General features: G+C 68.9%; 19 protein-coding genes. 5 read left to right on the forward strand and 14 right to left on the reverse strand.

The features are described 5' to 3' along the window. The first annotated feature begins 57 nt into the window (after nucleotides 1-57). From ACZ6IE_RS00165 to ACZ6IE_RS00180, 4 genes are read left to right on the forward strand one after another with little or no spacing between them, the layout of a single operon-like run. Nucleotides 58-1425 carry an MFS transporter gene (locus ACZ6IE_RS00165; protein WP_077054515.1) on the forward strand — a complete coding sequence of 456 codons (1368 nt, stop codon included), beginning with the start codon at nucleotides 58-60 and terminating at the stop codon, nucleotides 1423-1425. Then, a complete protein-coding gene (locus tag ACZ6IE_RS00170; RefSeq protein WP_464606057.1) occupies nucleotides 1422-2360 on the forward strand; it encodes a dihydrodipicolinate synthase family protein in 939 nt (312 codons plus the stop codon). The genes ACZ6IE_RS00165 and ACZ6IE_RS00170 overlap by 4 nt, the downstream gene beginning before the upstream one ends. After that, nucleotides 2357-3499 carry a mandelate racemase/muconate lactonizing enzyme family protein gene (locus ACZ6IE_RS00175; protein ID WP_464606059.1) on the forward strand — a complete coding sequence of 381 codons (1143 nt, stop codon included), beginning with the start codon at nucleotides 2357-2359 and terminating at the stop codon, nucleotides 3497-3499. Before ACZ6IE_RS00170 ends, ACZ6IE_RS00175 begins: the two co-directional genes overlap by 4 nt. Next, complete coding sequence (locus ACZ6IE_RS00180) at nucleotides 3490-4983, forward strand: aldehyde dehydrogenase (NADP(+)) (protein ID WP_464606061.1); 1494 nt, start codon at nucleotides 3490-3492, stop codon at nucleotides 4981-4983. Before ACZ6IE_RS00175 ends, ACZ6IE_RS00180 begins: the two co-directional genes overlap by 10 nt. Before the next feature lie 116 nt (nucleotides 4984-5099). Here ACZ6IE_RS00180 and ACZ6IE_RS00185 read toward each other — a convergent pair whose 3' ends face one another. Then, nucleotides 5100-5807 (reverse strand): mechanosensitive ion channel family protein, encoded by a 708-nt coding sequence (locus ACZ6IE_RS00185; protein ID WP_464606063.1) that lies wholly within the window; start codon nucleotides 5805-5807, stop codon nucleotides 5100-5102. A 125-nt stretch (nucleotides 5808-5932) separates the two neighbouring features. After that, nucleotides 5933-6652, reverse strand: a complete 720-nt coding sequence (locus ACZ6IE_RS00190; RefSeq protein WP_464606065.1) for a GAP family protein — start codon at nucleotides 6650-6652, stop codon at nucleotides 5933-5935. A gap of 219 nt (nucleotides 6653-6871) precedes the next feature. Here ACZ6IE_RS00190 and ACZ6IE_RS00195 point away from each other — a divergent pair, with 219 nt between their 5' ends. Beyond that, nucleotides 6872-11977 carry a glycoside hydrolase domain-containing protein gene (locus ACZ6IE_RS00195; protein ID WP_464606067.1) on the forward strand — a complete coding sequence of 1702 codons (5106 nt, stop codon included), beginning with the start codon at nucleotides 6872-6874 and terminating at the stop codon, nucleotides 11975-11977. 99 nt (nucleotides 11978-12076) lie between these two features. On the opposite strand, the gene ACZ6IE_RS00200 is transcribed toward ACZ6IE_RS00195, so the two are convergent. The 12 genes from ACZ6IE_RS00200 to ACZ6IE_RS00255 form a co-directional block, all read right to left on the reverse strand. Then, nucleotides 12077-12871: an SDR family NAD(P)-dependent oxidoreductase gene (locus ACZ6IE_RS00200; protein ID WP_464606069.1), complete on the reverse strand. Its 795-nt coding sequence runs from the start codon at nucleotides 12869-12871 to the stop codon at nucleotides 12077-12079. Between the two features lie 9 nt (nucleotides 12872-12880). Next, nucleotides 12881-13306: an iron chaperone gene (locus ACZ6IE_RS00205; RefSeq protein WP_464606071.1), complete on the reverse strand. Its 426-nt coding sequence runs from the start codon at nucleotides 13304-13306 to the stop codon at nucleotides 12881-12883. 275 nt (nucleotides 13307-13581) lie between these two features. Beyond that, nucleotides 13582-15774, reverse strand: coding sequence for a DUF7927 domain-containing protein (locus ACZ6IE_RS00210; protein WP_464606073.1), 2193 nt, complete (start codon nucleotides 15772-15774; stop codon nucleotides 13582-13584). 310 nt (nucleotides 15775-16084) lie between these two features. Next, on the reverse strand, nucleotides 16085-16939 hold the full coding sequence (locus tag ACZ6IE_RS00215) for a 3-hydroxyacyl-CoA dehydrogenase (protein WP_464606075.1): 855 nt from the start codon (nucleotides 16937-16939) through the stop codon (nucleotides 16085-16087). After that, the gene (locus ACZ6IE_RS00220; protein WP_464606077.1) at nucleotides 16936-17598 is read right to left on the reverse strand and encodes a TetR/AcrR family transcriptional regulator; all 663 of its coding nucleotides are present in this window, start codon (nucleotides 17596-17598) and stop codon (nucleotides 16936-16938) included. Before ACZ6IE_RS00220 ends, ACZ6IE_RS00215 begins: the two co-directional genes overlap by 4 nt. Nucleotides 17599-17675: 77 nt before the next feature. Beyond that, a complete protein-coding gene (locus tag ACZ6IE_RS00225; protein WP_464606079.1) occupies nucleotides 17676-18479 on the reverse strand; it encodes an ABC transporter ATP-binding protein in 804 nt (267 codons plus the stop codon). After that, complete coding sequence (locus ACZ6IE_RS00230; protein ID WP_464606081.1) at nucleotides 18476-19567, reverse strand: FecCD family ABC transporter permease; 1092 nt, start codon at nucleotides 19565-19567, stop codon at nucleotides 18476-18478. The genes ACZ6IE_RS00225 and ACZ6IE_RS00230 overlap by 4 nt, the downstream gene beginning before the upstream one ends. Then, a complete protein-coding gene (locus tag ACZ6IE_RS00235; RefSeq protein ID WP_464606083.1) occupies nucleotides 19564-20607 on the reverse strand; it encodes a FecCD family ABC transporter permease in 1044 nt (347 codons plus the stop codon). The genes ACZ6IE_RS00230 and ACZ6IE_RS00235 overlap by 4 nt, the downstream gene beginning before the upstream one ends. Further along, nucleotides 20607-21632, reverse strand: coding sequence for an iron-siderophore ABC transporter substrate-binding protein (locus tag ACZ6IE_RS00240; protein ID WP_464606085.1), 1026 nt, complete (start codon nucleotides 21630-21632; stop codon nucleotides 20607-20609). The genes ACZ6IE_RS00235 and ACZ6IE_RS00240 overlap by 1 nt, the downstream gene beginning before the upstream one ends. Nucleotides 21633-21817: 185 nt before the next feature. Beyond that, a complete protein-coding gene (locus ACZ6IE_RS00245) occupies nucleotides 21818-23560 on the reverse strand; it encodes a cation:proton antiporter (protein ID WP_464606087.1) in 1743 nt (580 codons plus the stop codon). 176 nt (nucleotides 23561-23736) lie between these two features. Next, on the reverse strand, nucleotides 23737-24324 hold the full coding sequence (locus ACZ6IE_RS00250) for a gluconokinase (RefSeq protein ID WP_464606089.1): 588 nt from the start codon (nucleotides 24322-24324) through the stop codon (nucleotides 23737-23739). A 73-nt stretch (nucleotides 24325-24397) separates the two neighbouring features. Continuing rightward, nucleotides 24398-25780 carry a GntP family permease gene (locus ACZ6IE_RS00255; protein WP_077054499.1) on the reverse strand — a complete coding sequence of 461 codons (1383 nt, stop codon included), beginning with the start codon at nucleotides 25778-25780 and terminating at the stop codon, nucleotides 24398-24400. Between the last annotated feature and the right edge of the window lie 24 nt (nucleotides 25781-25804).

The raw sequence follows: 25804 nt of genomic DNA on the forward strand, positions 1-25804 counted from the left end.
CACCCCTTCACCACGTTCCCTGACGGGAGCGCTCACCGTTACTAGCTAGGAGCAACGATGCTTCATCATGACACACGGCCTCAGGCCACCGACCGGCCGTCTCGGCCCCGCCCGCAACGCAGCAATATGCGCTGGACGATCGTCGGATTCTCGGCCCTCGGCCTCGCCATCGCCTACCTCGACCGCGCTGCCCTCAGCGTGGCCCTGCCCTTCATGTCTAAGGAATTCGAGATCAGCCCCGCCATCCAGGGTCTGCTGCTCTCCTCCTTCTTCTGGACCTACGCGCTCTTCCAGATTCCGTCCGGATGGCTGCTCGACAAGTTCGGCCCGCGCGTGATCTATCCGATTGCCGTGGGCTGGTGGTCGATCTGGACCGCGCTCACCGTCTTCTCGACCGGTGTCGTGAGTGTCATCGTGTTCCGGCTGGGCCTCGGCATCGGCGAGGCGCCCGTGCAGCCCGCCAACGTCAAGGTCGTCTCGAAGTGGTTCCCGCGCAAGGAGCGCGCCTTCGCCTCGAGCCTGTTCGACATGGGGCAGCAGATCGGCACGGCTGTGTCTGTTCCGCTCGTCACGTTCTTCGCCATCACCTTCGGCTGGCGGTTCGCTTTCGTGCTCATCGCCGCGGTCGGCGTGCTCTGGATCATCGGCTGGGTGGCCGTCTATCGCGCCCCCGAGAACCACCCGCGCGTGTCGCAGGCAGAGCTCGACTACATCCGCTCGGATCAGGGCGAGATGGTCGAGAAGGAGCTGTCGGGCGAAAAGAAGCCGTGGCGCGACCTGCTGAAGAACAACCAGGTGTGGGCGCTCACGTTCGGCTACATCTTCCGCTCGCTGGCCGGTGCCTTCTTCCTCACCTGGTACCCGAGCTATCTTCTGAACGACCGCAACTTCAGCGAGGAGGACTTCGGTCTGGTGGGCGCGATTCCGGCGCTCATCGCCATCGGCGCCACGGTGCTGGGCGGCATCGTCTCGGACCGCATGCTGGCCGCGGGGCTCTCGACCAACGTGGCGCGCAAGGTGCCCATCATCTCGGGTCTCGTGTTGAGCGCCTGCATCGGCTTCAGCCCGTTCATCGACAGCAACCTGGTGCTCATGATCGTGCTCACGGTGTCGAGCGCCGCTCACTCCTTCGCGGGCGCGGCCATCCTGAGCCTGCCCGGCGAGGTCGCCGACTCACCCGACACGGTGGGCTCGATCGCGGGCTTCCAGAACTTCGGCTCGCAGGTGGGAAACCTCATCAGCCCCATCGCAATTGGACTGTTCCTCACCTTCAGCAACAACTCCTACCTGGGCCCGATGATCTTCGCCGCCGTGAGCTGCCTGATCAGCGCCTCGATCTATGCCTTCTGGGTGCGCATCAAACCCGTCAAGACGCTCGACGAGGTCGCCGCGCTGCGACCCGAGAACACGGAGAATCACGCATGACCCCGACAAACGCCAGCCCCGAGCTCGCCGACCTGCGACGGCGCCTCAACACCGTGATCGGCATCCCCGTCGTGCCCTACGACGAGGAGGGAGCGGTCGACCTCGACCTCACGGCCGCTCTCACCCGGCGCCTCGTGCAGAACGGCGTCACGGCCCTCACCCCGAACGGCAACACGGGCGAGTTCTATGCCCTGTCGCCCCGCGAACGCCGAGACGTGCTCGCGGTCGTCGTCGGAGCCGCTCAACCCGAGACGGTCATCATCGCGGGTGTCGGTTTCGACCTCGACACCGCCGTCTCGGACGCCCGGTTCGCGCGCGATGCCGGCGCCCACGCGATCATGGTGCATCAGCCCGTGCTGCCCTACCTCTCGCCCGGCGGCTGGGTCGACTACGTTGCGACGGTCGCGGCCGCGGTGCCCGAGCTGGGCGTGCTGCCTTACGTGAGCTCGACTCTCATCACGGGGGCGGATGTCGCGAGCCTCGTCGACCGCGCCCCCACCGTGATCGGGCTGAAGTATTCGGTGCCCGACCCGGCCTTCTTCGCCACCACCCGCTTCCACGCGGGCGGCGACCTGCTGTGGATCGCGGGCCTCGCCGAGTCCTACGCCCCCGCCTACTGGTCGGCCGGGGCCCGGGCCTTCACGTCCGGCCTCGTCAACGTGTCGCCGCGCGTCTCGCTCGACATGTTCGACGCCCTGGCCCGCGGCGACGCCGAGGCGGCCAACGACGTGTGGCGCGACATCCGCCTCTTCGAGGAGCTGCGCGCGCGCAACCGCTCGGCCGACAACGTGTCGGTGGTGAAGGAGGCCATGCATCAGCTGGGTCTCTGCCTGCCCAGCGTCCGGCCGCCGAGCCGGGCCCTGACCACCGAGGGGGCCGCCGAGGTCGCCCGGTCGATCGCCGCCTGGCCGGCCCTCGCGGGGGTGCGCGCATGAGCCTGCGCATCGACCGGGTGCAAACCTTCCTGCAGCGCGTGGGCAACCGGCCGCGCGTGCTCGTCAAGATCACGACCGACGGAGGGCTCGAGGGGTGGTCCGAGGTCTACAACCACGGCCCCGACCTGGCGTTCCCGCCCATGCTCGACTACCTCTTCGCCCAGATCAGGGGCATGGATGCTTCGCGCACGAGCTTCATCAACCAGTACCTACTGCAGTCCTCGCGTTTCCCTCCGGGCGCCATGGGTCTGGCGGCCATCGCGGCCATCGACCACGCGCTCTGGGACATCGCGGGCAAGGCGGCGGGATTGCCCGTCTACCGCCTGCTCGGCGGCTCGGTTCGCGACCGCGTGCGCGTGTACGCCGGCCTGTATTCGGCGCCCGACCTGCCCGACCTGCAGGACCAGACGGCGGCGCTCAACGAGCGGAACGGGTTCACGGCGTTCAAGCTCAGCCCGTATCGCAGCGACATCCACCGCACGCGTTTCGGGCTGGCGGCGCGCGAATTGGGCGACTATTTCGCGAGCGTGCGGGGCGGGCATCCGGATGCCTGGGAGTTCGCGTTCGACGCGCACGCCTGCCTGTGGGAACCGCGCCAGGCCGTCGAACTCGGGGCCGCGCTGGCACCCTCGGAGCCGCTGTTCCTCGAGGAGCCGATCCGCCCCGAGTACATTCCGGCGTGGGCGCGCATTCGCCAGGAGTTGGCCGTGCCGCTGGCCACCGGCGAATCGCTCTACTCGCCCAACGAGTTCCTGACGTTGCTGACGGCGCAGGGGGCCGACATCATCCAGCCCGACATCTGTGTGGTCGGCGGGCTCACCCAGATGGTGAAGATCGCGGCGCTCGCCGAGGCGCACTACGTGCCCGTGTCGCCGCACAACCCGCTCGGGCCGCTGGCTACCGCCGCCAACGTGCATTTCGCGGCGGCGACCGTGAACTTCGGCATTCTCGAGTACAAACCCGACCCCGTGTCGTGGTGCCACGACCCCTATGAGCCCGTCGACGGGCACCTCGAGTTGCGGCCCGACCGACCCGGCTGGGGGATCGAGATCGACGAGAGCGCGCTCGTCGAGGACGACTGGGTGCACTGGCAGCGCGTGGTGCCGACGAAGACGGATGGATCGACAGCATGGATGTAGGACGCGAACACATGGGTGAGACATCCGCCGCCGAACTGGACCTGATCATGGCTCGCGCCGTTGCTGCCGCGCGGGTGGCCGAGGGCGTGCCCGCTGTTGAGCGCCGGCGCTGGCTGGTCGCGGCGGCCGACGCGATCGACGCCGACGCCGCCGAGCTGGTGCGCATCGCCGCTCGCGAGAGCCACTTGCCCGAGGCCCGCCTGACGGGCGAGCTCGCGCGCACGACCGCGCAGCTGCGGCTCTTCGACCGCGTGCTCGATGAGGGCTCCTATCTCGAGGCGACGATCGACCATCCCGATCCGTCGGCCACCCCGCCCGTGCCCGACCTGCGGCGCATGCTCGTGCCGCTCGGCGTTGTCGCGGTGTTCTCGGCCTCGAACTTTCCGTTCGCGTTCTCGGTGGCGGGTGGCGACACGGCGTCGGCGCTCGCGGCCGGCAATGCCGTCGTCGTGAAGGCGCACCCCGGGCATCCCGAGCTGTCGGCGCGCACCGCCCGCACGGTCACCGCGGCCCTCGCCGATGCCGGGGCGCCCGACGGCTTGTTCGCGCTGGTCGGTGGTTTCGATGTGGGGCCCCTGCTTGTCGCGCATCCGGACACGGCGGCCGTCGGCTTCACGGGGTCGGTTCCAGGCGGCCGGGCGCTGTTCGACATCGCGGCCCGTCGACCCTCGCCCATCCCGTTCTATGGCGAGCTGGGCAGCCTGAACCCCGTCGTCGTCACGCCAGATGCGTTGCGCCAGCGCGGTGCGGAACTCGCGCGCGGGCTCTCCGAATCGGTCACGCTGGGTGCCGGGCAGTTCTGCACCAAGCCGGGTGTCGTCTTCGTTCCCGGGAGCGGACAGGCCGCGGATGCCTTCGCCGCCTCGGTGGCTGGAGCGCTGCCCGGCACGACCTGGACGCTCCTGACGCCGTCGATCGCCGAGGGTTTCGCCCGGCGGACGGCCGAACAACTCGCTTCGGGCGCCGTCGCCGTCGCCGTTGCACCTGCAGCGGACGCGTCGGGTAGAGGGGCCGATGGGCAGGTCGCCCCCGTCATCCTGAGCGCGGATGTTCCGACCGTTCTCGCCAACGCGGATACCCTGCTCGAGGAGAGCTTCGGCCCCTCGACGCTGCTCGTGCGCTATGACGACGACGACGAGCTGGCCCGAGCGCTCACGGCGCTCGACGGCAGCCTGACGGCCACGATCCACGCCGAACCGGACGAGGAGATCGGCGACCTGGTCGCTCTGCTGCGCCCGCGCGCCGGCCGCATCCTCTTCGGCGGATGGCCGACGGGTGTCGCCGTGTCGTGGGCTCAACACCATGGCGGCCCCTACCCCTCGACCACGTCGGTGCACACGTCGGTCGGTGCGACCGCCATCCGCCGCTGGTTGCGCCCCGTGACCTATCAGACGGCGCCCGAGGCGGCCCTCCCGCCCGAACTGCGCGAGGGCAACCCGCTCGGCATCGTGCGCCGCGTCGACGGGGTTCTCGGCCGATCGTGATCGCCGAGCCCCGGGCCAACGGATCGTCCTGGCGGAGGTTCCCGAGGCGCACGAGTGGCTGGGTGTCGCGATCGTCGTCGCGGTCAACGTTCTGGTGACGGTGCGGGGTTCCGGCTCTAGAGGGGCGGCGGCGGTGTGAGCGGTTCGACGGGACTCTCGCTGGTCACGACGGCGTCGACGCCCGCCTCGGCCAGTGCTGTTCCGAGCGCCGCGACGACCCGGCTGGTCGCCGCGACGTCGTCGGCGGGCGCGTGCCAGAACTGGACGCTGACGCTGGTCCGTTCGGGCTCCACGGCTCGCACGATCACGACGGGCGGATGCTCGGGCCGCAGCCCGGCGACCGTGCCCAGTGCGGTGAGCGCGACATCCGTGACCGCCGCGAGCGGTTTCGTCGAACGAAAGCGCACCTGCACCTCGGAGCGACGACGGCCCCACTCGGAGTGGTTCACGAGCGGCTCTTCGAGCAGCAGCGAGTTGGGCACGTGCACGGTGCGACCGTCGCGCGTGACGATCACGACGCTGCGCCCGTTGAGTTCGCGCACGCGACCGATGTAGTCGCCCGCCTCGATCTCGTCGCCCACCTTGAGCGGGTGTCGGGTCTGCAGCACGATGCCCGCCGCGAAGTTGGCCGAGATGCCGCGCAACGCGAGGAAGATGACGGCTGCGACGACGAGCCCCACGGCGAGCAGGGGTTGGATGGAGGCGCCGAGAAAGGCGAACGCCGTGCCGATGCCGAGCAGCAGCACGGCGTAGCGCACGATGCGCGCCGTGAGGATCGCAGCCCCTTCGCTGATGCCCTGCAGCCGGCGCAATGCCGCGAGCACGCCCTTGCGCGCGTATATGGACAGGATCCAGCCGACGAGGATGCTGGCCGCCGCCAGACCCAGGTCCCAGCCACTGATGGTCGCCGGGGAGAGCAGCTGGTCGAGGTCGGGCGTTGTCGCTGTTTCTATGCCAGGAATGCCGATACCGCCTTCTGAAGTTGGAGGAGTGCGATCACGAGGACGAGGGCCGCGTTGAGCACGCTCGTGTGCGATGCGATCCAGGTGCGAATGCTGGCCAGCACCGGTGTCGCCTGCTCGCCGCGCATGAGGACGAGTATTACAGGGATGAGGATCGGAAGGGCCCCGACGAGGCCGAATGCGGCGAGGATGACGGCATCGGCGGCGCCGCCGAAACCCGCAAGGCGCACATCGAGGGCGGCGATGATCGCGCACGACAGGTCGACGGGATTGAGCACGAAGATGCCGACGCCGAGGAGCAGGCTGCGGGTCGGGGTGAAGGTCTCGACGGACCGCAGCCATCCGGGCAGCTGTGGCGCCGCCTCGGTCACGTCGGTCGGCGTGCGCGCGTGGGCCATGGCGACGGCGCGCGCGTGACCCTTTCGATAGATGTAGACGGCGCCCAGTATCAGCACGAGCGCGAAGACGAGCCGCACGGCGGACACCCAATCGGGCGGAGTGCTGCGCGGCTGCAGGTCGAACAACCCCAGAACGGCATAGCTCGCACCCACTCCGATCGCGATGCCGAGCACCCAGCCCAGCGCGAAGAACACCCCCGTCACGCGAGCTTGCCGGGACAACAGAACGGCCACGAGCGCCATGATGGCGAGCGGGCTCATGACGATGCCGAGCGCGAGCGGAAGCAGCGACAGAACGAGGTCGCCCATGCCTCCTCCTTCCGCCGGTGGTCTCAGTGTGGCCCCCCTAGAGCGCCTTCCGCCACCCCAAATTCGTCCCGTCGAACACGACTGAGTCGCAGATCGAGCGACACCTGTTGGGGGGTCGTTTACCGACGCGTCGGACCCGCGTCATTTCCGACTGGCAAGTTTCTTTTCGGCTGTGCCCATGAAGGTACAGCACAAAAAAGGATGGATTCAGTGGCTCGTATGGCTTCCGCGGCTCGCACCGCACGCACCCCCCTCTCGGCCCTTCTCGCCGGCTTCGCCGGCGTGGCGCTCGTGGCCACGGGACTCGTTCCCGGCCTCGGAGCGACGGAGTCGGCATCTGCTGCCCCGCTCGCGCCCGCGGGCATCGAGACCGGCCTCGTGCGAGCTGCGCCCCAGCCGGGTGTGGATTACACGCGGTTCGTCGACCCGTTCGTCTCGACCGAGGACGACTTCGGTCAGGACATGCCCGGCGCGCTGGCACCGTCGGGGCTCGCGAAGCTCAACCCCCTCACAACCCCCGGTCGCTCGCACTCCGGTTATGACTACGCCGAGGACCAGATCGCCGGCTTCACATCGACGAACATCGACGGTGTCGGCGGCTCGGGCGCGGGCGGCGACCTGCTCGTCGTGCCCACCTACGTGTCCTACACGAAGCGTCCCGACACGAATTCCTACGCCAAGACCTATTCTCACGACGACGAGGACGCCGAGCCCGGCTACTACCGCGTGGCCCTCGAAACCACGCGCGGCACCGACGGCAGCGTGAGCCCTCTGCCGGGTAGCGCGCCCATCGAGGCGCAGCTCACGGCCGACGTGCGCAGCTCGCTCCAGCGCTACACGTTCCCGAACGCCGGGACCGCCTCGCTCGTGCTCGACCTGCGCAACAACTCCACGGGCCGCCTCGATGCGAGCCTCGACACCGAGATGCTGCCCGATGGACGCGCGAGCTTCCAGGGTTTCGTCGCCGGCACGTTCAACGGCGCGAACTACCGGCTGTATTACTACTCTGAGACCACGTCGCCGGTGAAATCCGTGCGCACCTGGGGTTCCGACGGGTCGCTCACGGCTGGCACGACCGACCGCCGCGGCACCGACATCGGAGCCGTGATCGAATTCGACGTCGCCGCGGGCACCGACGTGCAGCTCACGACATCCCTCTCGCCCATCAGCGCCGAGCAGGCGAAGATCGACCAGGCCGCAGAGATCGGCACGCGCTCGTTCGACATCGTGCGTGCCGAAACCAAGGCCGCGTGGAACGCGCTGCTCGGCACGGTTTCTGTCGACGCGACGACGACGAGCGACCCCGACGGCACGCTCAAGAAGCTGTTCTACACCCACCTCTACCGTCTGTTCGGGTCGCCCGCGAACGCGACGAGCACCTCGGGTACCTACCGCGGTGTCGACGGCGTCATCTACACGGCCGACGGCTACACGCACTACGACTCGTGGGGTCTGTGGGATGACTTCCGCAAGCAGTCGATCCTGGCGATCGCCTTCCCCGAGATCTATCGGGATGTCACGCAATCGCTTGTAGACCTCTTCGCCTCCTACGCCAACACGAATGCCACATCGCTCAACGCGCTCGAGCAGTCGGTGCCGAGCGTGCGCTTTGAGCGCGCCTCGGTGGTCATCGCCGACGCCATCTCCAAGGGCGTGCAGCTCGAGGGGCTCGACCTCGCGTTCCAGGGCCTCAAGAAGCACGTCGGTGGCGGGTACAACGCGGCCAACACGGCCCGCGGCTACCTCGCCGACGATATGGACGACACCCTAGGAACGGCCTACGACGACTGGTCCATGTCGATCATCGCGGACGCGCTCGGCAATGACGACGACGAGGCGTTCTATCTGAAGCGCGCTACCAACTACACCAACCTGTTCAAGAAGGATGCTTGGACCAACGCCGCCGGCCAACAGGTGGGTCTCATCAGCCCGAAGGATGCAAACGGCGCCTGGTGGACGGGAGTCGATCCCGAGCGTTTCGAGGCCGCGAACCTCTACCAGGGCACCCAGTGGCAGTACAACTGGTACGCCGCCAACGACATGGGCGGGATGATCGAAATGATGGGTGGGCGGGAGAACGCGCTCTCGGCCGTCAGCTTCCTCTTCGGTGAGCAAGCCCCGAACGACGGCAGCCGCATGCTGCACTCGAACGCCAACGAGATCGACCTGCAGGCGCCCTATCTCTTCAACTACGTCGGCGCTCCGAGCCGCACGCAGTATTGGGCCCGCAACATCTACACGAAGGACACCTGGAACCGCTACATCGCGACGGGCAGCACCGGCGAGGTCCCGTCGAGCGGAGGCGAATTCCGCCCGCCGGTGAAAGACAAGGTCTTCGAGCTCGATTCGGATGGCTTCCTCCCCACCATGGACAACGACACCGGCATGATGAGCGCCACGTTCGTGTCGGCCGCGATGGGCTTGTTCCCCGTCACCGCCGGCTCGGACTCCTACCAGATCGGCTCCCCGTTCTTCGATAACGTCACCATCGCTCAGCCCGCCGGTCGTTCCTTCAGCATCACGGCCGACGGAGTCTCGCCCGACGACTTCTACATCCAATCGGCGAGCCTCAACGGCGGCAGCCTCGACCGCACCTGGTTGACCTACGACGAGATCCAGGCGGGCGGCAACGTCACGTTCGCGATGGGCGACTCGGCCTCCGACTGGGCGGCCGACGGACCGCAGCCCTCCTCGATGAGCGATCACGTCGACTCGTCGGTCTACGATCGCGCCGGCACGAACCCCGTGTCGCGCTCGACCAGCACGTTCGTCGAGGCCGATGCCAACGACGGCTCCATCGGCAACACCGTGACGCTCACCCTCGGGACCGGCTCGTTCGCCGGGGCCGAGGGCAGCGATCTCGTGGCGGCGGGGGCCGTTTCGGCCACCGATATTCCGGCTGGCCTCACGCTTTCCGCGATCAAGCGCTCGGCGACCACCGTCGAGCTCTCGCTGACCGGCCGCGCGGCGGCTCACCTGTCCTCGACCGACCTCGCCGCGATCACCGTCGCACTCGCGCCGAGCGCCTTCGCCGCATCCATCCCCGGCGCCGTTCAGAGCTTCGACCTGAGGGTCGAGTTCGAGGGGTACGCCGCAAAAGCGAGCTCGACGCGCATCCTCGCCGACGAGTCCGGCGCCGTGAAGACCCAGACGACCATCACGCTGACGGGGGGTGTGCGCCTCGCGGGAACCACGGGAGAGGACCTGCTTGCCGCCGGCCGTGCGAGCATCGTCGGGCTGCCGGCGGGGCTCACGGCGAGCCTCAAGCGCACCGACGCCTCGACCCTGACGCTCTCGCTCACGGGCACCCTCGCGACCATCGCTCCGTCCACGTTCCACCTCGCGCTCGCCGATACCGCCTTTGCGGGCGGCGTGCGCGCCCAGCACGTGACGGGTGCCGGCCTCAGCCCGGTGTCGCCCTTCACGGTCGCGATCGGATCTGACTGGCGTGTGAAGCTCGGCGAGCTCGTCGAGGAGGCCTCCCTCGTGGTGCAGGGCAACTACTCACCCGCGAGCTTCGGCACGTTCCGCTCGGCGCTCGACCGCGCCCGTGCCCTGCTCGCCGATGCGAAGTCATCCGACACCGCGTTGCAGCAGTCGTTCCGTACCGTGAGCGCGGCTCTTGACGGTCTCACGCTCGGCGAAGGCGCTTATCGCACCCTGGAGGCCGAAGCATCCGACACATGGTCGGGGGGAGACCTGAAGAACGAGAGCATCAACCTGGGCGGTGTCCGTTCGGGCTCGTGGATCGGTTTCACGGGAATGGACTTCGCCGAGGGACTGCCCACCGGTCTCGACATTCGCTATGTCACCAACTCGGGCCGCAGCCCGGCCGACTCGGCCGTGGAAGTGCGCGTCAACGCGCCCGACGGCCCGCTCGTCTCGACTATCGCCTTGCCCCGATCGGGCGCCGACTGGAACGCGTACACCACGGCGCAGGCAGTGATCGGTGATGCGGATGCCTTCGCCGACGCCAACAGCGTCTACTTCGTGTTCCGTGGCACCACTACGGACACCTACCCGTGGATCGCCAACCTGGACTCCTTCCGATTCACGCAACAGGCGACAGGCCCGACCACGTCTTACCGCCTCGAGGCCGAGAGTTTCGCCGCCAACAGCGGCGGCGACCTGGGCGTCGAGAACAGCACCGGGTCCGACGGTGTGCGCTACACCAACCTCAAGGGCACGCACGACGGGGACTGGCTGCGCTACGACGGTGTCGACCTGGGCGCCAACCCGGCCACGTCGGTGACCGTGCGTTACGTGAACAACTCGTCTCGCAGCGGGAAGGACTCGCGTATCGAGGTGTACCTGGATACGCGTGAGGGTTCGCCGTACGCGACAATCCCGCTGCCCGTCACCGGCTCGGCCTGGAGCGCCGTCGGCACCACGACGATCGACCTCCCTGCCAGTATCTCGGGCGCACACACGGTGTTCCTCGTGCTGCGCACCCAGGCCGATGCCGCCCACCCCTACGTGGCCAACATCGACTGGCTCGACTTCGGTTACGGCGTCGACGTGGGCCCGCTCGCCGCCGCCATCGCGCGGTACGCGCCGCTCGAGCAGCAGGGCGACCGCTACCTCGACGTGGACTTCCGCACCTTCACGACGGCGCTCGAGGCGGCGCGTCAGACGGCCGCCAAGAAGGGGGTTTCGTCGCAGGAGGTCGCTCAAGCCCTGCGCGGTCTCACGCTGTCTGCCGGTCAACTCGAGTGGAAGGTGCTGCGGCAGCTCGCCGCGCTCATCGCGACGGCCGAAGTGGTGGATGCTGTGCTCTACACGCCCGAGAGCGTCGCCCGTATTGCGCCCGCTCTGGAGGCGGCTCGTGCGGTGCTCGCCGAGGAGAACACGCCATATGAGTCCGCGATCTCTGCTCACGCGCAGCTCCGCGCGGCAGTCGATGGGCTGGTCGTGATCGCGCCGGAACCCGAACCCGAACCCGAACCCGAACCGGAGCCGGAACCCGAGCCGGAACCCGAACCCGGGAACCCGGGAACGCCCGACCCCACGCCGACGCCCGACCCCGCGCCGACGCCGGACCCGACGCCGACGCCGGAGCCCATGCCCACGCCCGGCTCGCCCGATCCGACGCCTACGCCCGGTCCTCAGCCGGGAGCCGAGCTGCCCGGCACCCTCGCGCCGGGAGTCGGCCAGCCCACGCTCGATGACCCAGCGTCGGCACTGCCTACCCGCGGCCCCACAGGGGGGCTCGCCGACACCGGTGCGCAACTCGGCACCTGGCTCGCTCTCGGCGCGCTGCTCCTCGCGCTGGGCGGCTTGCTGGCGACCTGTCGTCGCCCTCGCAACGCGGCTCTGAACCGCTGATCGCACAACGGTGGGCTTGTCGCGGACCGGCCGTGGCGAGCCCGCCGCTTGTGCCCGGCGCCGGCCCCGGTGCTGAGATGAGCTCCGATCGACCGGCCGTCAGCTGCGCAGGTGCGAGGCGCCGTTGAGGTCGAGGATGGTGCCGGACGCCCAGGTGGCGTCGGGCGACGACAGGTAGAGCACGGCGGCGGCGATCTCGTGTGGCGCGGCGACGCGGCCGAAGGGGCTCTGGGCGCGGATGGTGTCGCCCGCCGGGCCCGAGAGTTTCTCGGATTGGCGGTCGGTGGAGACGAAGCCGGGCGCGATCGTGGAGACGGCGATGTCGTGCGGGGCCAGGGCGACCGCCATCGACTGAGCGAAAGCGTGCAGGGCTCCCTTCGTGGCCGCGTAGGCGGGATAGTCGGGTTCGCCCACGAAGACGCCGCGCGAGCCGATGTTGACGATCGTGCCGCCGCCGCCCGCGCCGATGCGGTGGTTGGCGAAGCAGTAGGTGAGGTTGGCGGCGCCGCGCAGGTTGACGTCGATCATGTCGGTCCAGACGTGCTGCCAGTCGGAGTAGGGGACCTCGTCGACGCGGTGCCCGTTGGTTGCCGAGGGGCCGATGGCGGCGTTGTTCACGAGCGTGTGGATGTCGCCCAGGTCGGCGCTCGCGGCATCCATCAGGGCGCGCACCTGGTGGGCGTCGGCGAGGTCGCCCGAGACGAGCGTGTGGCCGTTACCGGCCAAGAGTGCGAGTGTCTCTTCGCCGTCGGCGCGGCTCGAACCGTAGTGCACGGCCACGCGGTCACCGCGCGCGGCCAGGGCGATCGCGATCGCTCGACCGATGCCACGCGAGGCGCCCGTGACGAGGGCGGCGGGTCGATCGGCGGCGGGTGGCGGCGGCAAGGATGTCATGCCCTCACGCTACGGTGCCGGAACCGCCTTGCGCAGCAGTTCGCCGATGAACGCCTCTTCGTCGGGGCCCAGCTTCGTCACCGCGAAGGCCGTCGGCCACAGCGTGCCCTCGTCGAGCGCGGCCGTGTCGTTGAAACCGATGGTCGCGTAGCGCACCTTGAACTTCGAGGCCGCCTGGAAGAAGACGAGGACCTTGCCGTCGAGCGCATAACCCGGCATGCCGTACCAGGTCTTGGGGGTCAGGGCGGGGGCGTGTTCGGCGACGAGCGCGTGCAGTCGCTCGGCGATGGCCCGGTCGTCGTCGGCCATCTCGGCGATCTTCTCGAGCAGGTCTTTCTCGGGGTCGGCCTTGGCGTCTTTTCTCGCCTGTTTGCGCACCTCGGCGGCGCGCTCCTTCATGGCGGCACGTTCCTCGGGCGTGAAATTCTCGGTCATGGCGCTCCTTCTTCGGATGTCTTGCCACGACCTTATGACCGCGGCGCCGTTCCCCGCTCGGTTTCTTCTGTGCCGCGTCGTTCCCGGTGCGCCCCGCGGTGCGCTGCCAGCTGCCGGGTGGGAGAAACGACCGTGGGCCCGCGCCGGATGTTTCCGGACGCGAGCCCACGTTTGTTGCCGAAGCAGTTGCTCAAGCAGTTGCTCAAGCAGTTGCTCAAGCGGTCGCCGCGGCGGTTGCCGTGGCTGCGGAGGAGAACCCCTACGCGGTGCCGGGCCTACGGCGTGTCAGACCCGGGGATGCCTGAGCCCGATGCTGCCGCCGACGCCGAAGCTGCGGCATCCGATCGACGTCGACGCAGTGCCACGAGGCCGACGATGGCGGCGCCCAACAGCACGGTTCCGGTGGCGAGGCCGGCCATCACCAGCGGGTTGTCGGCACCCGTCGAGGCCAAACCGGGCGGGGTGACGCGCGGCGCCGGGGGAGTGGCCGGCGGCGTGGTCGGCGGAACCGTGGGCGGTGTCGCGGGCGGAGTCGCCGGGGTCGGCGGCACGGGCGGGGTGAACGGAACGGTGGCGCACGGGTTCTCGTCGGTGCCGTATTCAGAGGTCGACGGCCGGTGTGGAGCCGAAGCGATGCAGGCGGTGTTCACGATGTCGGCCCGAGCGGGGTCGTCGTTCGGCAGCACGGTCACGCTGAACGTGAGGGTCGAGGTGGCGCCGACGGGCAGGGCGCCCGCGTTCCAGACGAGACGCCCCTGAGCGTCGATGGTGGCCGTGCCGGTCGTCGTCGCGATACTGTCCTCGACGAGTGTGGCCTGGTCGAGCACGCCCTGGTCGAGGTGGTCGACGGCTTCGGCGGGGTTGGTGGTCGTGAAGTCGCCCGTGCCGTCGCTCGTCAGGATGACCGTGTAGTCGATCGTGCTCCCCGCGAGGAGCGGTGACGTGCTCGCGGCACCGTGCTTCTCGATGCTGAGGTGCGGCGTCAGCGGGTCGATGGCGACGGATGCGACGGCGCTCTCGGCCCCGAAGGTCCAGTCGTCGATGCTGCGCTGGTCGCCCCAGCTGCCCGTGGTGCCCGTGTTGGCGTTGGGGGGACGGTTTGCCGATGTGTCGTCGCCCGTCCAGCGGTGCACGCCGCCCGTGCTGTCGATGCCGTCGGGGCCGGAAGCGAGCACCGACGTGCCTGAGTAGCGCTCGGCCGAGGTGTCGGCGAAACGCGAGTCGTCGAAGTAGACGACGCTCGGGTTGGTGCTGCCGCCCGTGAGCCGCAGCAGCTCGACGCCTCCGCGCGAGACTTCGGTGTCGACGCGCAGGAAGTGCGCCTCGTTGGTCTGGGCGAGCGTCGTGCGGAAGGCGCTCGTGGTCGCCGTGTCGACCAGTTCGCCGCGGGCGTTCTTGCCGTCCCACTCGAACGAGAACGGACCGGTCTGAGGAACGATCAGGGTCTGCGTGACGTCGGCGGGACCGTTGAAGACCCCGTCGCCGTCGGCGTCGATCTCGAGGTTCACGGTGCCGGGCTGCGTGCCGAGCGTGCCCGTCAGGGTGCCCGCGTTGCTGGCTGTGCCCGACCGCGCGAAGGCGAGGCCCGAGATCGTCGGTGCCGTGTAGGTTGCTCCCACCCAGGTCTCGGTCGTGCGGCCGTCGGCCCAGTTGGCGACCGAGGCGGGGAGATCGGCGGCCGGCTGGTCGAGGAACAGGCGGTAGCGTTCGAGGCCCGCGCAGGTGGCGGAGGAGGTGGGCTGCTCGTAGGCCGCCCCCGAGCCGCCGGATTCGGACGACCGGGGCATCGGCACCGACAGGTAAGCTGGGTCGCAGCTCGGGTCGTCGGCGAGCACATTGCCCTTGTTGGTGACCTGGATGGTCGAGTCGACGCCGTTGTAATCCCGCAGGGTCTCGCGGTAGAGCCCGCCCGTCTTGGTGAGTGCGAAGAGGCTCAACGTGGTCTCGGCGGGGGTGTTGAAGGCGAGCGATTCGCTGAACACGCGACCGGGGATGGCGACGCCGTCCTTCTCGGCGGCGATGCTCCACGTCACGCCGGGGTACTGGGGCCGGTTGGTGCCGATGTCGGCGGGATCTGTGATCGTCACAGACCACACGCCATCGATGTCGGAGACGATCTGCGTGTCGATGGCGACGGGGCCGCCGGGTTCGCTCGTCTGACGTACTTTTCCATGTGGATCGGTAATGGTGACGGTCATGCGCGAATCCATGCCGGGGTATTCGCCGAACGTCGCGGTGAAGGCCTCGCCGGCCTTCACATATGCGAAGACCGTGGTCGTGTGATTGTTCGTGACTCCGCCCTGCAGAATCGTGCCGGGCAGCGTGGTGGCGGCCTCGCCGGCGGCGTGCGCGGCGGGCATTGTCGCGATCAGCGAGACCGACGCGAGGCAGGCGGCGGTCGTGAGCGCGGCGAACCGCGCGAGTCGTGGGCGGTGTGCCCGTGGATGTGTTCGTTGCGGTGTGTTCATGTCGTCCTCCGTGGTGGCCTGTGGCGTCCGCCCGGCCGTCGGGCCGGTTGGTCGGGACGCCGTGCGAGTCCTGCCACAGTATGCAAGCCCTATGCATCTGCACCCTGTATTAATACAAAGCGGCGACGGGGATGCCTCGCATTCGGCGGTTTCGTGCGGAATCAGGGTGTCGAAGAGGTCCCGGTTTTCTGCCGGGCGCGCGGCGTGTCGGTATCCGTGTCGGTGTCCGTCATGGGGGCGGAGAGGCGGGAGGAAACGACGGATGCCGCCGCCCGAGGTGGGGCGACGGCATCCGATGTGCTGCGTGAAATCAGTTGTACTTGTAGAAACCCTCACCTGTAGCGGTGCCCAGCTTGCCCTGGTCGATGAAGTTCTCCTTCAGCAGGCGGGCGAACTCGGCCTGCTTGCCGCCGTGTGTCGAGGCGATGTTGTAGGCCGTCGTGAGGCCCACGATGTCGTAGATCTGGAACGGTCCGAGCGGCGCACCCGTGCCGATGCGCCAGGTCTTGTCGACCGTCTCGGGGTCGGCGATACCGTCGACATAGAGCTCGGCGGCGGCGTCGAGCAGCGGCACCAGAAGCGAGTTCAGCACGTATCCGGCCTTCTCCTTCTTGATCTCGATGGGGACCATGCCGATCTGCCCGGCGAACTCGACGACCTGCTGGAAGACGGCGGGGTCGGTCTGGTCGGTGCCCATGACCTCGGCCGTGTTCTGCGCCCACACGTGGTTGGCGAAGTGCAGGGCCAGGAACTTCTCGGGGCGGCCCGTGAACTCGCGCAGATCGCTCGGCAGCAGCGTGCTCGAGTTGGTCGCGAAGATGGTCTTCTCGGGGGCCGCGGCGGCCAGCTTCTGATAGGTGTCGCGTTTGATGTCGAGGCTCTCGGGCACGGCCTCGATCACGAGGTCGGCATCGGCGACGGCGGCCGCCAGGTCGGAGCTGTAGGTGATGCGGCCGAGCGCCTCGGTCGTGCTGGCCTCGGTGGCGCCCTTCACCTCGTGCGTGTAGACCTGCGCGAGGCCGGCCGTGCGGGTGCGGGCGCCCTCGAGCACCTCGTCGCTGATGTCATAGGCCACGACATCGAAGCCGTGATAGGCCGTCTGGTAGATGATCTGTGAGCCGAGAACGCCGGTTCCCAGCACGGTGACGCGCTGAAGCTTCGTCATGAGTTGTCCTCTTTCGTGGGTGATTCTGTGAGGGATGCATCCGGGGTGAGTGGATGCCGGGAGCGGAGGTAGCCGCTCGAGATCAGGTCGACCTGCCGCGCGATCGTGGCGCTCAGGTCGTCGGCGGAAGAGCCCTCGAGTGCGGCGCGCGCGATCTCGAGGTGCAAGACGTTGCTGATGGCGCGGGCGGCGAGCGTGGCGTCGTCGCCGGTTTCCCCGCCGAGGAGATCCGAGATCTCCCGCTGTAGCGTCTCGGTCAGTGCGAGCCCCTCGGCCCGATAGCGCTCGGTCGGTTCGCCGAAGAGCAGCTCGCGTTGGTAGTGGCTCGTGCTCTCGTGGGGATCGCGGCTGCCGCGGGCGATGGGCTCGAGCAGCGCCATCACGCGGGCGGCGGGCTCGGCTGCCGATTCGGATGCCGCAGCCTCACGCCCCTCGGAGATGCGCGCCGCGAACTCGCTGTTCATGACCATGAGCAGTAGCTCGGCCTTGTTGGCGGCATAGCGGAACAGGGTGCCGTTGGTGACGCCCGCGCGCTCGGCGATGCGCTGCGTCGTCACGCCGTCATAGCCGTCGGCCCCGAAGAGCTCGGAGGCGGCCGCGAAGATGCGCTCTTGCTTGTCGAGCTTGTTGCGCTCGCGTCGGCCTTGTTCTGGCGACATCCGACACCTCCCTGATCCGATCGATCCTAAAAGGGAGTGTACTCCGTTTTATCGATGCGGGGAAGGCGGGCGCGTGCTCAGACCTGCACGTGGTGCTTGCCGATGGGCAGCATGAGCGGCGCCCCCGACGTGGGGTCGACGATCACGCGGCTGTCGAGGCCGAAGACCGCGCGCACGCAGTCCTCGGTGAGAACCTCGGCGGCGGGACCGGCGGCGTGCACCGCGCCATCCGCGATCGCCACGAGGTTGTCGGCATAACGCGCGGCGAGGTTGAGGTCGTGCAGCACCATCACGACGGTCGTGCCGCGCGCGCGATTGAGGTCGGTCAGGAGGTCGAGCACCTCGACCTGGTGATTCACGTCGAGAAACGTCGTCGGTTCGTCGAGCAACAGCAGGTCGGTCTGCTGCGCCAGGGCCATGGCGATCCACACCCGCTGGCGCTGGCCGCCCGAGAGCTCGTCCACCGAACGCTCGGCGAGATCGAGGATGCCCGTGGCCTCGAGTGCCGCCGCAACGGCTTCGTCGTCGTCGGTGCTCCACCGCGAGAAGATGCCCTGGTGCGGATGCCGCCCGCGGCCCACGAGATCCGACACCGTGATGCCCTCGGGTGCGATGGGCGACTGCGGCAACAGGCCGAGCGTCTGCGCCAGCTGCTTGGGGGGCATCTTGTGGATCTGCTTGCCGTCGAGCAGCACCGAACCGCCGCGGGGCGTGAGCAGCCGCGACATCGAGCGCAGCAGCGTCGACTTGCCGCACGCGTTGGCGCCGACGATCGCGGTGATGCGGCCGGTCGGGACGACGAGGTCGAGGCCGTCGATCACGACGCGGTCGCCGTAGCCCAATACGAGCCGTTCGACGACGAGCGTGTGCTGTTCGGTCACAGGGAGCCTCCGGAGCGGTTCGAGCGGATGATGAGCCAGATCAGGTAGGGCGCACCGAGCACGCCTGTCACGACGCCGACGGGGAAACGCGAGCCGAAGGCATACTGCCCGGCGAAGTCGGCGACCAGCACGAGCAGCGCGCCGACGAGCGCCGATGGAATGAGCAAGGAGCCGCCGGGCCCGACGAGGCGGGCCGCGATGGGGCCCGACAGGAAGGCCACGAAGGCGATGGGTCCTGCGGCGGCCGTGGCGAACGAGATGAGTCCGACCGCCGTGACGATGACCACCAGGCGCGTCAGGTTGACGCGCACTCCGAGGGCCGCGGCCGTGTCGTCGCCGAGCTGGGTGGTCGACAGGTCGCGCGATCGGGCGAGCAGCACGGGCCCGAGCACGGCCAGAGCGATCAAGACGGGGATGATCTGAGGCCAGCTCGCTCCGTTGAGGCTGCCCGTCAGCCAGCGCGTCGCCTCCTGCAGGTCCCACTGCGCCGCGCCGGACAGCACCCATGTCGTGAGGCTCTCGAGCATGGCTGCCACGCCGATGCCGATGAGGATGAGGCGCGTTCCGGCCACGCCCCCGCGATACGACAGCGCGTAGACGATGAGCGCGACCGCCAGGCCGGCGACGATGGCGAAGGCCGAGACCTGGGCGTCGTCGAGCGAGAGCGTGACGATGGCGAAGGCCGCTGCGGCGCTCGCCCCCGCGCTGATGCCGATGATGTCGGGGCTGGCCAACGGGTTGCGCAGCATGGTCTGGAACGTGACGCCGCCCAGGCCGAAGCACAGCCCGGCCGCGATCGCGAGGGTGGCTCGGGGCAGGCGCAGGCGGCCGACCGTGAAGCTGGCACCCGGAACCTGCTCGCCGATCAGCACGTGCCACACGTCGAGCGGCGTGTAGAAGGTCTGCCCGACCATGAGGCTGAGAACGAAGACGGCCACGACGGCGAGGGCCAGCACGATCATCACGGTGCGGCGGCGGCGGCCACGGCGGATGCGATTGCGCGCGACCTCGTCGACGAGACGGCGGCCCGCGGCATCCGAGGTCAGGTCGGAGGTCGGCGAGGTGGGGTGCAGGGCGCTGGAGGTCATAGCTGCCTGATCTTCTGGCGGCGCACGATCCAGATGAAGAACGGCGCCCCGATGAGGGCGGTCAAGATTCCCACGTCGATCTCGGTGGGGCGCGCGATGATGCGGCCCAGGACATCCGCGACCGTCAGCAGGATGGCGCCGGCGACGGCCGAGAAGGGGATGAGCCAACGATGGTCGACGCCCACGATGAGGCGCACGGCGTGCGGAACGACGAGGCCCACGAACGCGATCGGACCCGTGATGGCCGTCGTGGCCCCGCACAGGATGACGGCGCCGAGGGCCGCCGAGCCGCGCGCCAGGGCGACCCGTTCGCCGAGACCGGCGGCCAGATCGTCCCCGAGGGCGAGAGAGTTGAGGCCGCGCGCGGACAGGATGCAGATGGCGAAACCGACGAGCAGGAACGGCGCGACCTGTTCGAGGCTCGCGAACGTGCCGCCGCCGACCCCGCCGATCTGCCACGAACGGATGCTGGCCGAGACGTCGCCGCGCGGGATGACGATGGCGCTCACGAAGGAGGCGAGGGCGGCCGACGTGGCCGCGCCCGCGAGGGCCAGTTTGAGCGGGGTTGCGCCGTCGCGTCCGAGCGAACCGATCGTATAGACGAAGACCGCAGCGATCGCGGCACCGGCCAGGGCGAGCCAGATGTAACCGCTCGCAGCCGTGAGGCCGAAGAAGGAAATGCCGATGACGACGGCGAGCGAGGCGCCCATGTTGACGCCCAGGATGCCGGGGTCGGCGAGCGGGTTGCGTGTCACCCCCTGCATCACGGCGCCCGAGACGGCGAGGGCGGCACCCGCGACGACCGCGAGCAGTGTGCGGGGGATGCGCTTGGCCACCGACGCCTCGGCGAACCCGTCGGTGCCCCCACCTAGGGCGGCGAGGACATCCGACACGTCCACGTCGCGCGAGCCGATCGTGAGCGACGCGAACATGGCGAGGGCCAGCACGCCGAGCGCGACCAGCAGCCAGACACCACGAAGACGCCGAGGACGCCGCACGATGGCGGCATCCTCGGCGCGATCAGGCGTCGTCAGGACCACTACTGCTTGTCTGCGGCCTGCGCGAGCAGCTCGGTGTATTCGCCGAGGACGTAGGAGATGGACAGCGGCGTCGGGTTGGCCGCGGTGCCGAGCGGACCCGTGCTCGGCAGGGCGACGATGGCCTTGTTCTTGACGGCGGGCATCTGCGACAGCACGGGGTCGGCCTCGAGGGCCGCGACGAGGGTGTCGTCGCCGTAGGTCACGATGACGTCGACGTCGTTGAAGGCATCCGCCTGCTCGGCGCTCTGCGTGAGCGAGAAGAGGTCGGTCGTGGCCGAGGCATCCTCGATGCTCTTCGGCTGGCTGAGGCCCAGGTCGTCGAAGAAGGCGACGCGCGTGTCGTGCGTCGTGTAGAAGCTGACCTCGCTGAGGTCGGTGCTGTCGACGTGCGTGAGGAACATGGCGGTCGTGCCGTCGAGCTGCGGGAACTTCGCCGCGGTGTCGGCGATCTCCTTCTCGAGCTTGCCCACGAGCTCCTCGCCCTCGGCCTTCATGCCCATGGCCTCGCTGTTGATCTCGATCATCTCGCGCCACGGGGTGCCCCACGCGGTCTCGGGGTAGGCGACGGTGGGGGCGATCTCGCTGAGCGTGTCGTAGTCCTCCTGCGTCAGGCCCGAGTAGGCGGCGAGGATGACGTCGGGGTTGGTGTCGGCGACGGCTTCGAAGTCGATGCCGTCGGTCTCGTCGAAGAGCACGGGGGTCTCGGCGTCGAGGTCCTTCAGCTTGTCCTCGACCCAGGGCAGCATGCCGTTGTCGTCGTCGTCGCCGAACGTGGCGGCGGCCATGCCGACGGGCACGACGCCGAGCGCCAGCGGCACTTCCTGGTTGGCCCAGTTGACGGTGGCGACGCGCTCGGGTTTGGCGTCGATGGTGGTGGTGCCGAGGGCGTGCTTGATGGTGATGGTCTCGAAGTCACCGCCGTCCGACGAGGAGCCGGTGGTGGCGCCGCCGGAGCTGCAGGCGCTGAGGCCGACGGCGAGGACTGCCGTGGCGGAGATGGTCAGAAAGCGGGACGCGCGAGACATGGGTTCCTCTCGAAGAGCCCGCATCCCCGCTCGGCGCCGGCGTCGCGCGGAAGGGCGCGAGCGGCTGAACGGGCCTCGGATGCGGCGCCTCAGGGTGGGGATGGAAGGTGCAGTAAGGATTGCCTAACCAAAGTTACGGAAACAAGAGCCTCCGTGCAAGTCGAGGGGTCGTACGGGTCGACGCGTCAGTGGCTCGGGCGGGCGGGCCGCAACCGCGTTTCCTCGAGGTCGAGCATCGACTGGGCCTCGCGCAGAACCCGTGACGGGTAGGCCCCGCGGCTGGCGGCCTGGAGCAGGCGTTCGCGTTCGGCATCCACGACCGCCAAGCGCAGCGTGCGATAGAGGTGATGCGGGGTGGAGCGCAGGCTCGTCTCGTCGGGGGAGTCGAGCTCGTGCGTGCGCTCCCACACCGATTCGGCTCGCAGGAACGACGCCTGCCGCACACGCTCGATCACGTCGGGGTCGATCTCTTCGGTGCTGCCGAGCGTCTCGTTCGGGTCGTCGAGCACCGCCAGCCCCGCATAGCTGATCTCGTCGAGCAGCTCGGCCAACTCGCGGTGGTCCTGCGCCTGGTCGATGCCCTCGATGCGCAGCAGGCGGATGAGCGCGGGCAGTGTTCCGCCCTGAATGACGAGTGTCAGCACCGCGACGGTGAAGGCGATCAGGATGAGCTGCTCCCGATAGGGCGTGTCCTCGGGCAGCGATTGCGCGGCCGCCAGTGTGACCACGCCGCGCATGCCCGACCAGCTGAGCACGAGCCCGCCGCGCCAGTCGATGCTCTCTCGCCGCAACTGCTCGAGGTCGGATCGCCGCCGGTCGTACTGCCGCTCGGCCCGCCTCAGCCGCCGCGCCTCGAACGAACTCCGCAGGGGCACGGTGCGGAAATACATGAGCGCGAGCGACATCTGATAGGTCTGCTTCTCGGCGCGTTGCGCGCGGCGCTGCAGGCTCGCGACGAGCGGCCCCATCCACAGGAAACGGATGCCGACGAGTGCGACCGTGGCGATGGCGCCGATGCCCACGGCATCCCACACGCCCAGAATGGTGGGGTCGACGTGTTCGATGAGCGTGCGGATCTCGAGGCCGATGAGCAGGAACACGGCGTTCTCGAGCAGGAACTGCACGGTGCGCCAGTTGATGCGGTCGCTGATGCGGGTCTGTGCCGAGAACGAGCGCGGCGACGCGTGACCGGTGTAGAGGCCGGCCACGACGACGGCCAAGACGCCCGAGGCGTTGAGGTATTCGGTGGGCATGAACGCCGCGAACGGCACGGCGAACGAGATCGCGGTGTCGAAGACGGGGTCGTGCAGTTTGGTGCGCACCCACACCGTGACGAAACCGACCACGAGGCCCACGACGATGGCGATGACGACGGCGTAGAGGAAGTCGGCGACGGTGGCCCAGGGGGTGAGCAGTCCGCCCGCAGCGGCCGCCGTGGCCGAACGCAGAAGCACCAGGGCCGTGGCGTCGTTGACGAGTCCCTCGCCCTCGAGCATCGTCAGGATGCGCGGGGGAAGACCCAGGCGGCGACCGATCGAGGTGGCGGCCACGGCATCCGGCGGGCTGATGATGGCGCCCAGTGCGATGGCGGCCGCGAGGTTGAGGTCGGGCAGCAGCGAGTAGAGCAGGAAACCGGTGGCGAAGGCCGTGACGATGACGAGCACGACCGACAAACTCGTGATCGTGCCGAGGTTGCGGCGAAAATCGACGACGGGAACGCTGATCGCGGCCGCATAGAGGATGGGTGGCAGCACGCCGTCGAGCACGATCTCGTGCGGCACCTCGATGAAGGGCACGCCCGGCAGATAGGACAGCACGACGCCCACGATGACGAGGATGATGGGGGCGGCCACGCCGAGGCGACGCGAGAAGTACGCGACCCCCACGATGACGGCGACGCCGACCACGGCGTAGACCCCGAGTTCCATGCAGCAAGCCTAATCGCGGGCGTCGGGGCGGCGCGGGCGGGCTGTCGCGGATTGACACACGTGGGCGGCGGGCCTACACCCGCGGCGGTGAATCCGGCTGGCGGTACAGGTGCGGGCCCGTGCCAGCGTTCAAGACCGTGTCAGGCACGGGAGCGTCCGCGATCTGCCGTGTCGGCTCAGACGGTCGAGCGCCCCGGGTTGATCGCGCCCAGCGCCGACGACCCGGCGGCGGGCTTCAAGCCGAGCGCGCGCACGATCTCGGCGGCCTCCTCGGCGGGTTTGCGGCCCGCGTCGATCAGGATTCCGCGCTCGTCGGGCTCGAGCGGCTCGAGCGTGTTCATCTGCGAGTCGAGCAGCGTCGTGGGCATGAAGTGGTCGATGCGCTTCGTCAGGCGCGTTCCGATGAGCTCCTTCGAGCCCAGCAGGTGCACGAAGATGACGTTGTCTTCGCTCAGCACGTCGCGGTAGACGCGCTTCAGCGCCGAGCACGTGATGATGCCGGGGACATCCGCCATGGTGTGTTCGATGATCCACGACGAGACGGTGTCTAGCCAGGGCCACCGGTCGTCGTCGGTGAGGGGCGTGCCGGCGGCCATCTTCTCGACGTTGGCGTCGGGGTGCAGGTCGTCGCCCTCTTCGAAGTCCCAGCCCAGCTGCCCCGCGAGCAGCGCCGCGACCGTCGACTTGCCCGACCCGGAGACACCCATCACCACCAGCACGGGCTGCCGACCGTTCAGGTCGATGTTCTGCGTGATGGGTTCCATGGATGCCTCCGAGTCTGACGTGTGGCGGTGCTGCTGGTCTGTGCGTGCCGGCGTGTGAGCTGACGTGCGCGGGCTAGACGAAGATGTCGAGGATGAGCACGCCGCCCAGGCCGACGACCGAGATGATGCACTCCATCACGGTCCAGGTCTTCAGGTTCTGACCGACGGTCGTGCCCAAGTATTCCTTGACCAGCCAGAAGCCCGCATCGTTGACGTGCGAGAGGAACAGCGAGCCGGCGCCGATCGCGAGCACGAGCAGCGAGACCTCGGCACCCTGCAGGTTGGCGGCCACGGGGGCCAGGATGCCGGCGGCGGTCACGGTTGCGACGGTGGCCGAACCGGTGGCCACACGGATAAGGGCCGCGACGACCCAGGCCAGCAGCACGACCGAGATGCCCGTGTCGTTGATGGCGTTGGCGATGACGGTTCCGATGCCGGTGTCGATCAGGACCTGCTTGAAACCACCACCCGCACCCACGATGAGCAGGATGCCCGCGACATCCGGAAGCGAGGAAGCCATCGACTTCTGCACGCCCGCGCGGCCCATGCTGCGGCCGAAGAAGATCATGGCGTAGACGAGCGCGATCGAGAGGGCGACCATCGGGGTGCCGAGGAAGTCGAGGAATGCCTTGAACGAACCCTCGTCTCCGGGGGCGACCGAGTCGGCGATGCTGCGCGCGAGCATGAGCACGACGGGCAGCAGGATTCCGCCGACGGCCACCGCGAAGCTCGGGCGACGACGCTTCTCGTCCTCATCCTTCGCGGCGACGAACAGGTCGGGCACGGGCACGTCCACCCAGCGGGCGGCGATGTTTCCGAAGACGGGGCCGGCGATGATGACCGTGGGGATGGCCACGAGGATGCCGAAGGCGAGCGTCAGGCCGAGGTCGGCGCCGAGCGTCGAGACGGCCACGAGGGGGCCGGGGTGCGGGGGAACGAGGCCGTGCATGACCGAGAGGCCGGCCAGCGCGGGGATGGCTACCTTGATCAGCGAGATGCCGCTGCGGCGGGCCACCAGGATGACGATGGGGATGAGCAGCACGAGGCCCACCTCGAAGAACATCGGCAGGCCGACGAGGGCGCCGATGAGGCCCATGATCCACGGCAGCGACTTGGGGCCGGCGCGTTTGATCAGGGTGTCGACGATGCGGTCGGCCCCGCCCGAGTCGGCGAGCAGCTTGCCGAACATGGCGCCCAAGCCGATGAGCACGCCGACGCCGCCCATGGTCGAGCCGAAGCCCGTGGTGTAGCTCGTGACGGCCACGCCCGGGGCGAGGCCCGCGCCGATGCCCACGCCGACGGCGCCCACGGTGAGGGCGAAGAACGGATGCACCTTCAACCAGGTGATCAGCGTGATGATGATGGCAATGCCGACGAGCGCCGCAATGATGAGCTGCGGTTCACTGCTGGCCGGCTGGATGGCGTCGTCGGCCATCGGTGCAATGAAGGGGTACATCTTCGTCCTCCCGCGGGGACGCTT

It is taken from the genome of Okibacterium sp. AC114, assembly GCF_979253355.1.

Coding starts and splice junctions, on each gene's coding strand:
- ACZ6IE_RS00165 (WP_077054515.1), top strand. CDS start 58: ATGCTTCATCATGACACACGGCCTCAGGCCACCGACCGGCCGTCTCGG.
- ACZ6IE_RS00170 (WP_464606057.1), top strand. CDS start 1,422: ATGACCCCGACAAACGCCAGCCCCGAGCTCGCCGACCTGCGACGGCGC.
- ACZ6IE_RS00175 (WP_464606059.1), top strand. CDS start 2,357: ATGAGCCTGCGCATCGACCGGGTGCAAACCTTCCTGCAGCGCGTGGGC.
- ACZ6IE_RS00180 (WP_464606061.1), top strand. CDS start 3,490: ATGGATGTAGGACGCGAACACATGGGTGAGACATCCGCCGCCGAACTG.
- ACZ6IE_RS00190 (WP_464606065.1), bottom strand. CDS start 6,652: ATGGGCGACCTCGTTCTGTCGCTGCTTCCGCTCGCGCTCGGCATCGTC.
- ACZ6IE_RS00195 (WP_464606067.1), top strand. CDS start 6,872: ATGGCTTCCGCGGCTCGCACCGCACGCACCCCCCTCTCGGCCCTTCTC.
- ACZ6IE_RS00200 (WP_464606069.1), bottom strand. CDS start 12,871: ATGACATCCTTGCCGCCGCCACCCGCCGCCGATCGACCCGCCGCCCTC.
- ACZ6IE_RS00205 (WP_464606071.1), bottom strand. CDS start 13,306: ATGACCGAGAATTTCACGCCCGAGGAACGTGCCGCCATGAAGGAGCGC.
- ACZ6IE_RS00210 (WP_464606073.1), bottom strand. CDS start 15,774: ATGAACACACCGCAACGAACACATCCACGGGCACACCGCCCACGACTC.
- ACZ6IE_RS00215 (WP_464606075.1), bottom strand. CDS start 16,939: ATGACGAAGCTTCAGCGCGTCACCGTGCTGGGAACCGGCGTTCTCGGC.
- ACZ6IE_RS00220 (WP_464606077.1), bottom strand. CDS start 17,598: ATGTCGCCAGAACAAGGCCGACGCGAGCGCAACAAGCTCGACAAGCAA.
- ACZ6IE_RS00230 (WP_464606081.1), bottom strand. CDS start 19,567: ATGACCTCCAGCGCCCTGCACCCCACCTCGCCGACCTCCGACCTGACC.
- ACZ6IE_RS00240 (WP_464606085.1), bottom strand. CDS start 21,632: ATGTCTCGCGCGTCCCGCTTTCTGACCATCTCCGCCACGGCAGTCCTC.
- ACZ6IE_RS00245 (WP_464606087.1), bottom strand. CDS start 23,560: ATGGAACTCGGGGTCTACGCCGTGGTCGGCGTCGCCGTCATCGTGGGG.
- ACZ6IE_RS00250 (WP_464606089.1), bottom strand. CDS start 24,324: ATGGAACCCATCACGCAGAACATCGACCTGAACGGTCGGCAGCCCGTG.
- ACZ6IE_RS00255 (WP_077054499.1), bottom strand. CDS start 25,780: ATGTACCCCTTCATTGCACCGATGGCCGACGACGCCATCCAGCCGGCC.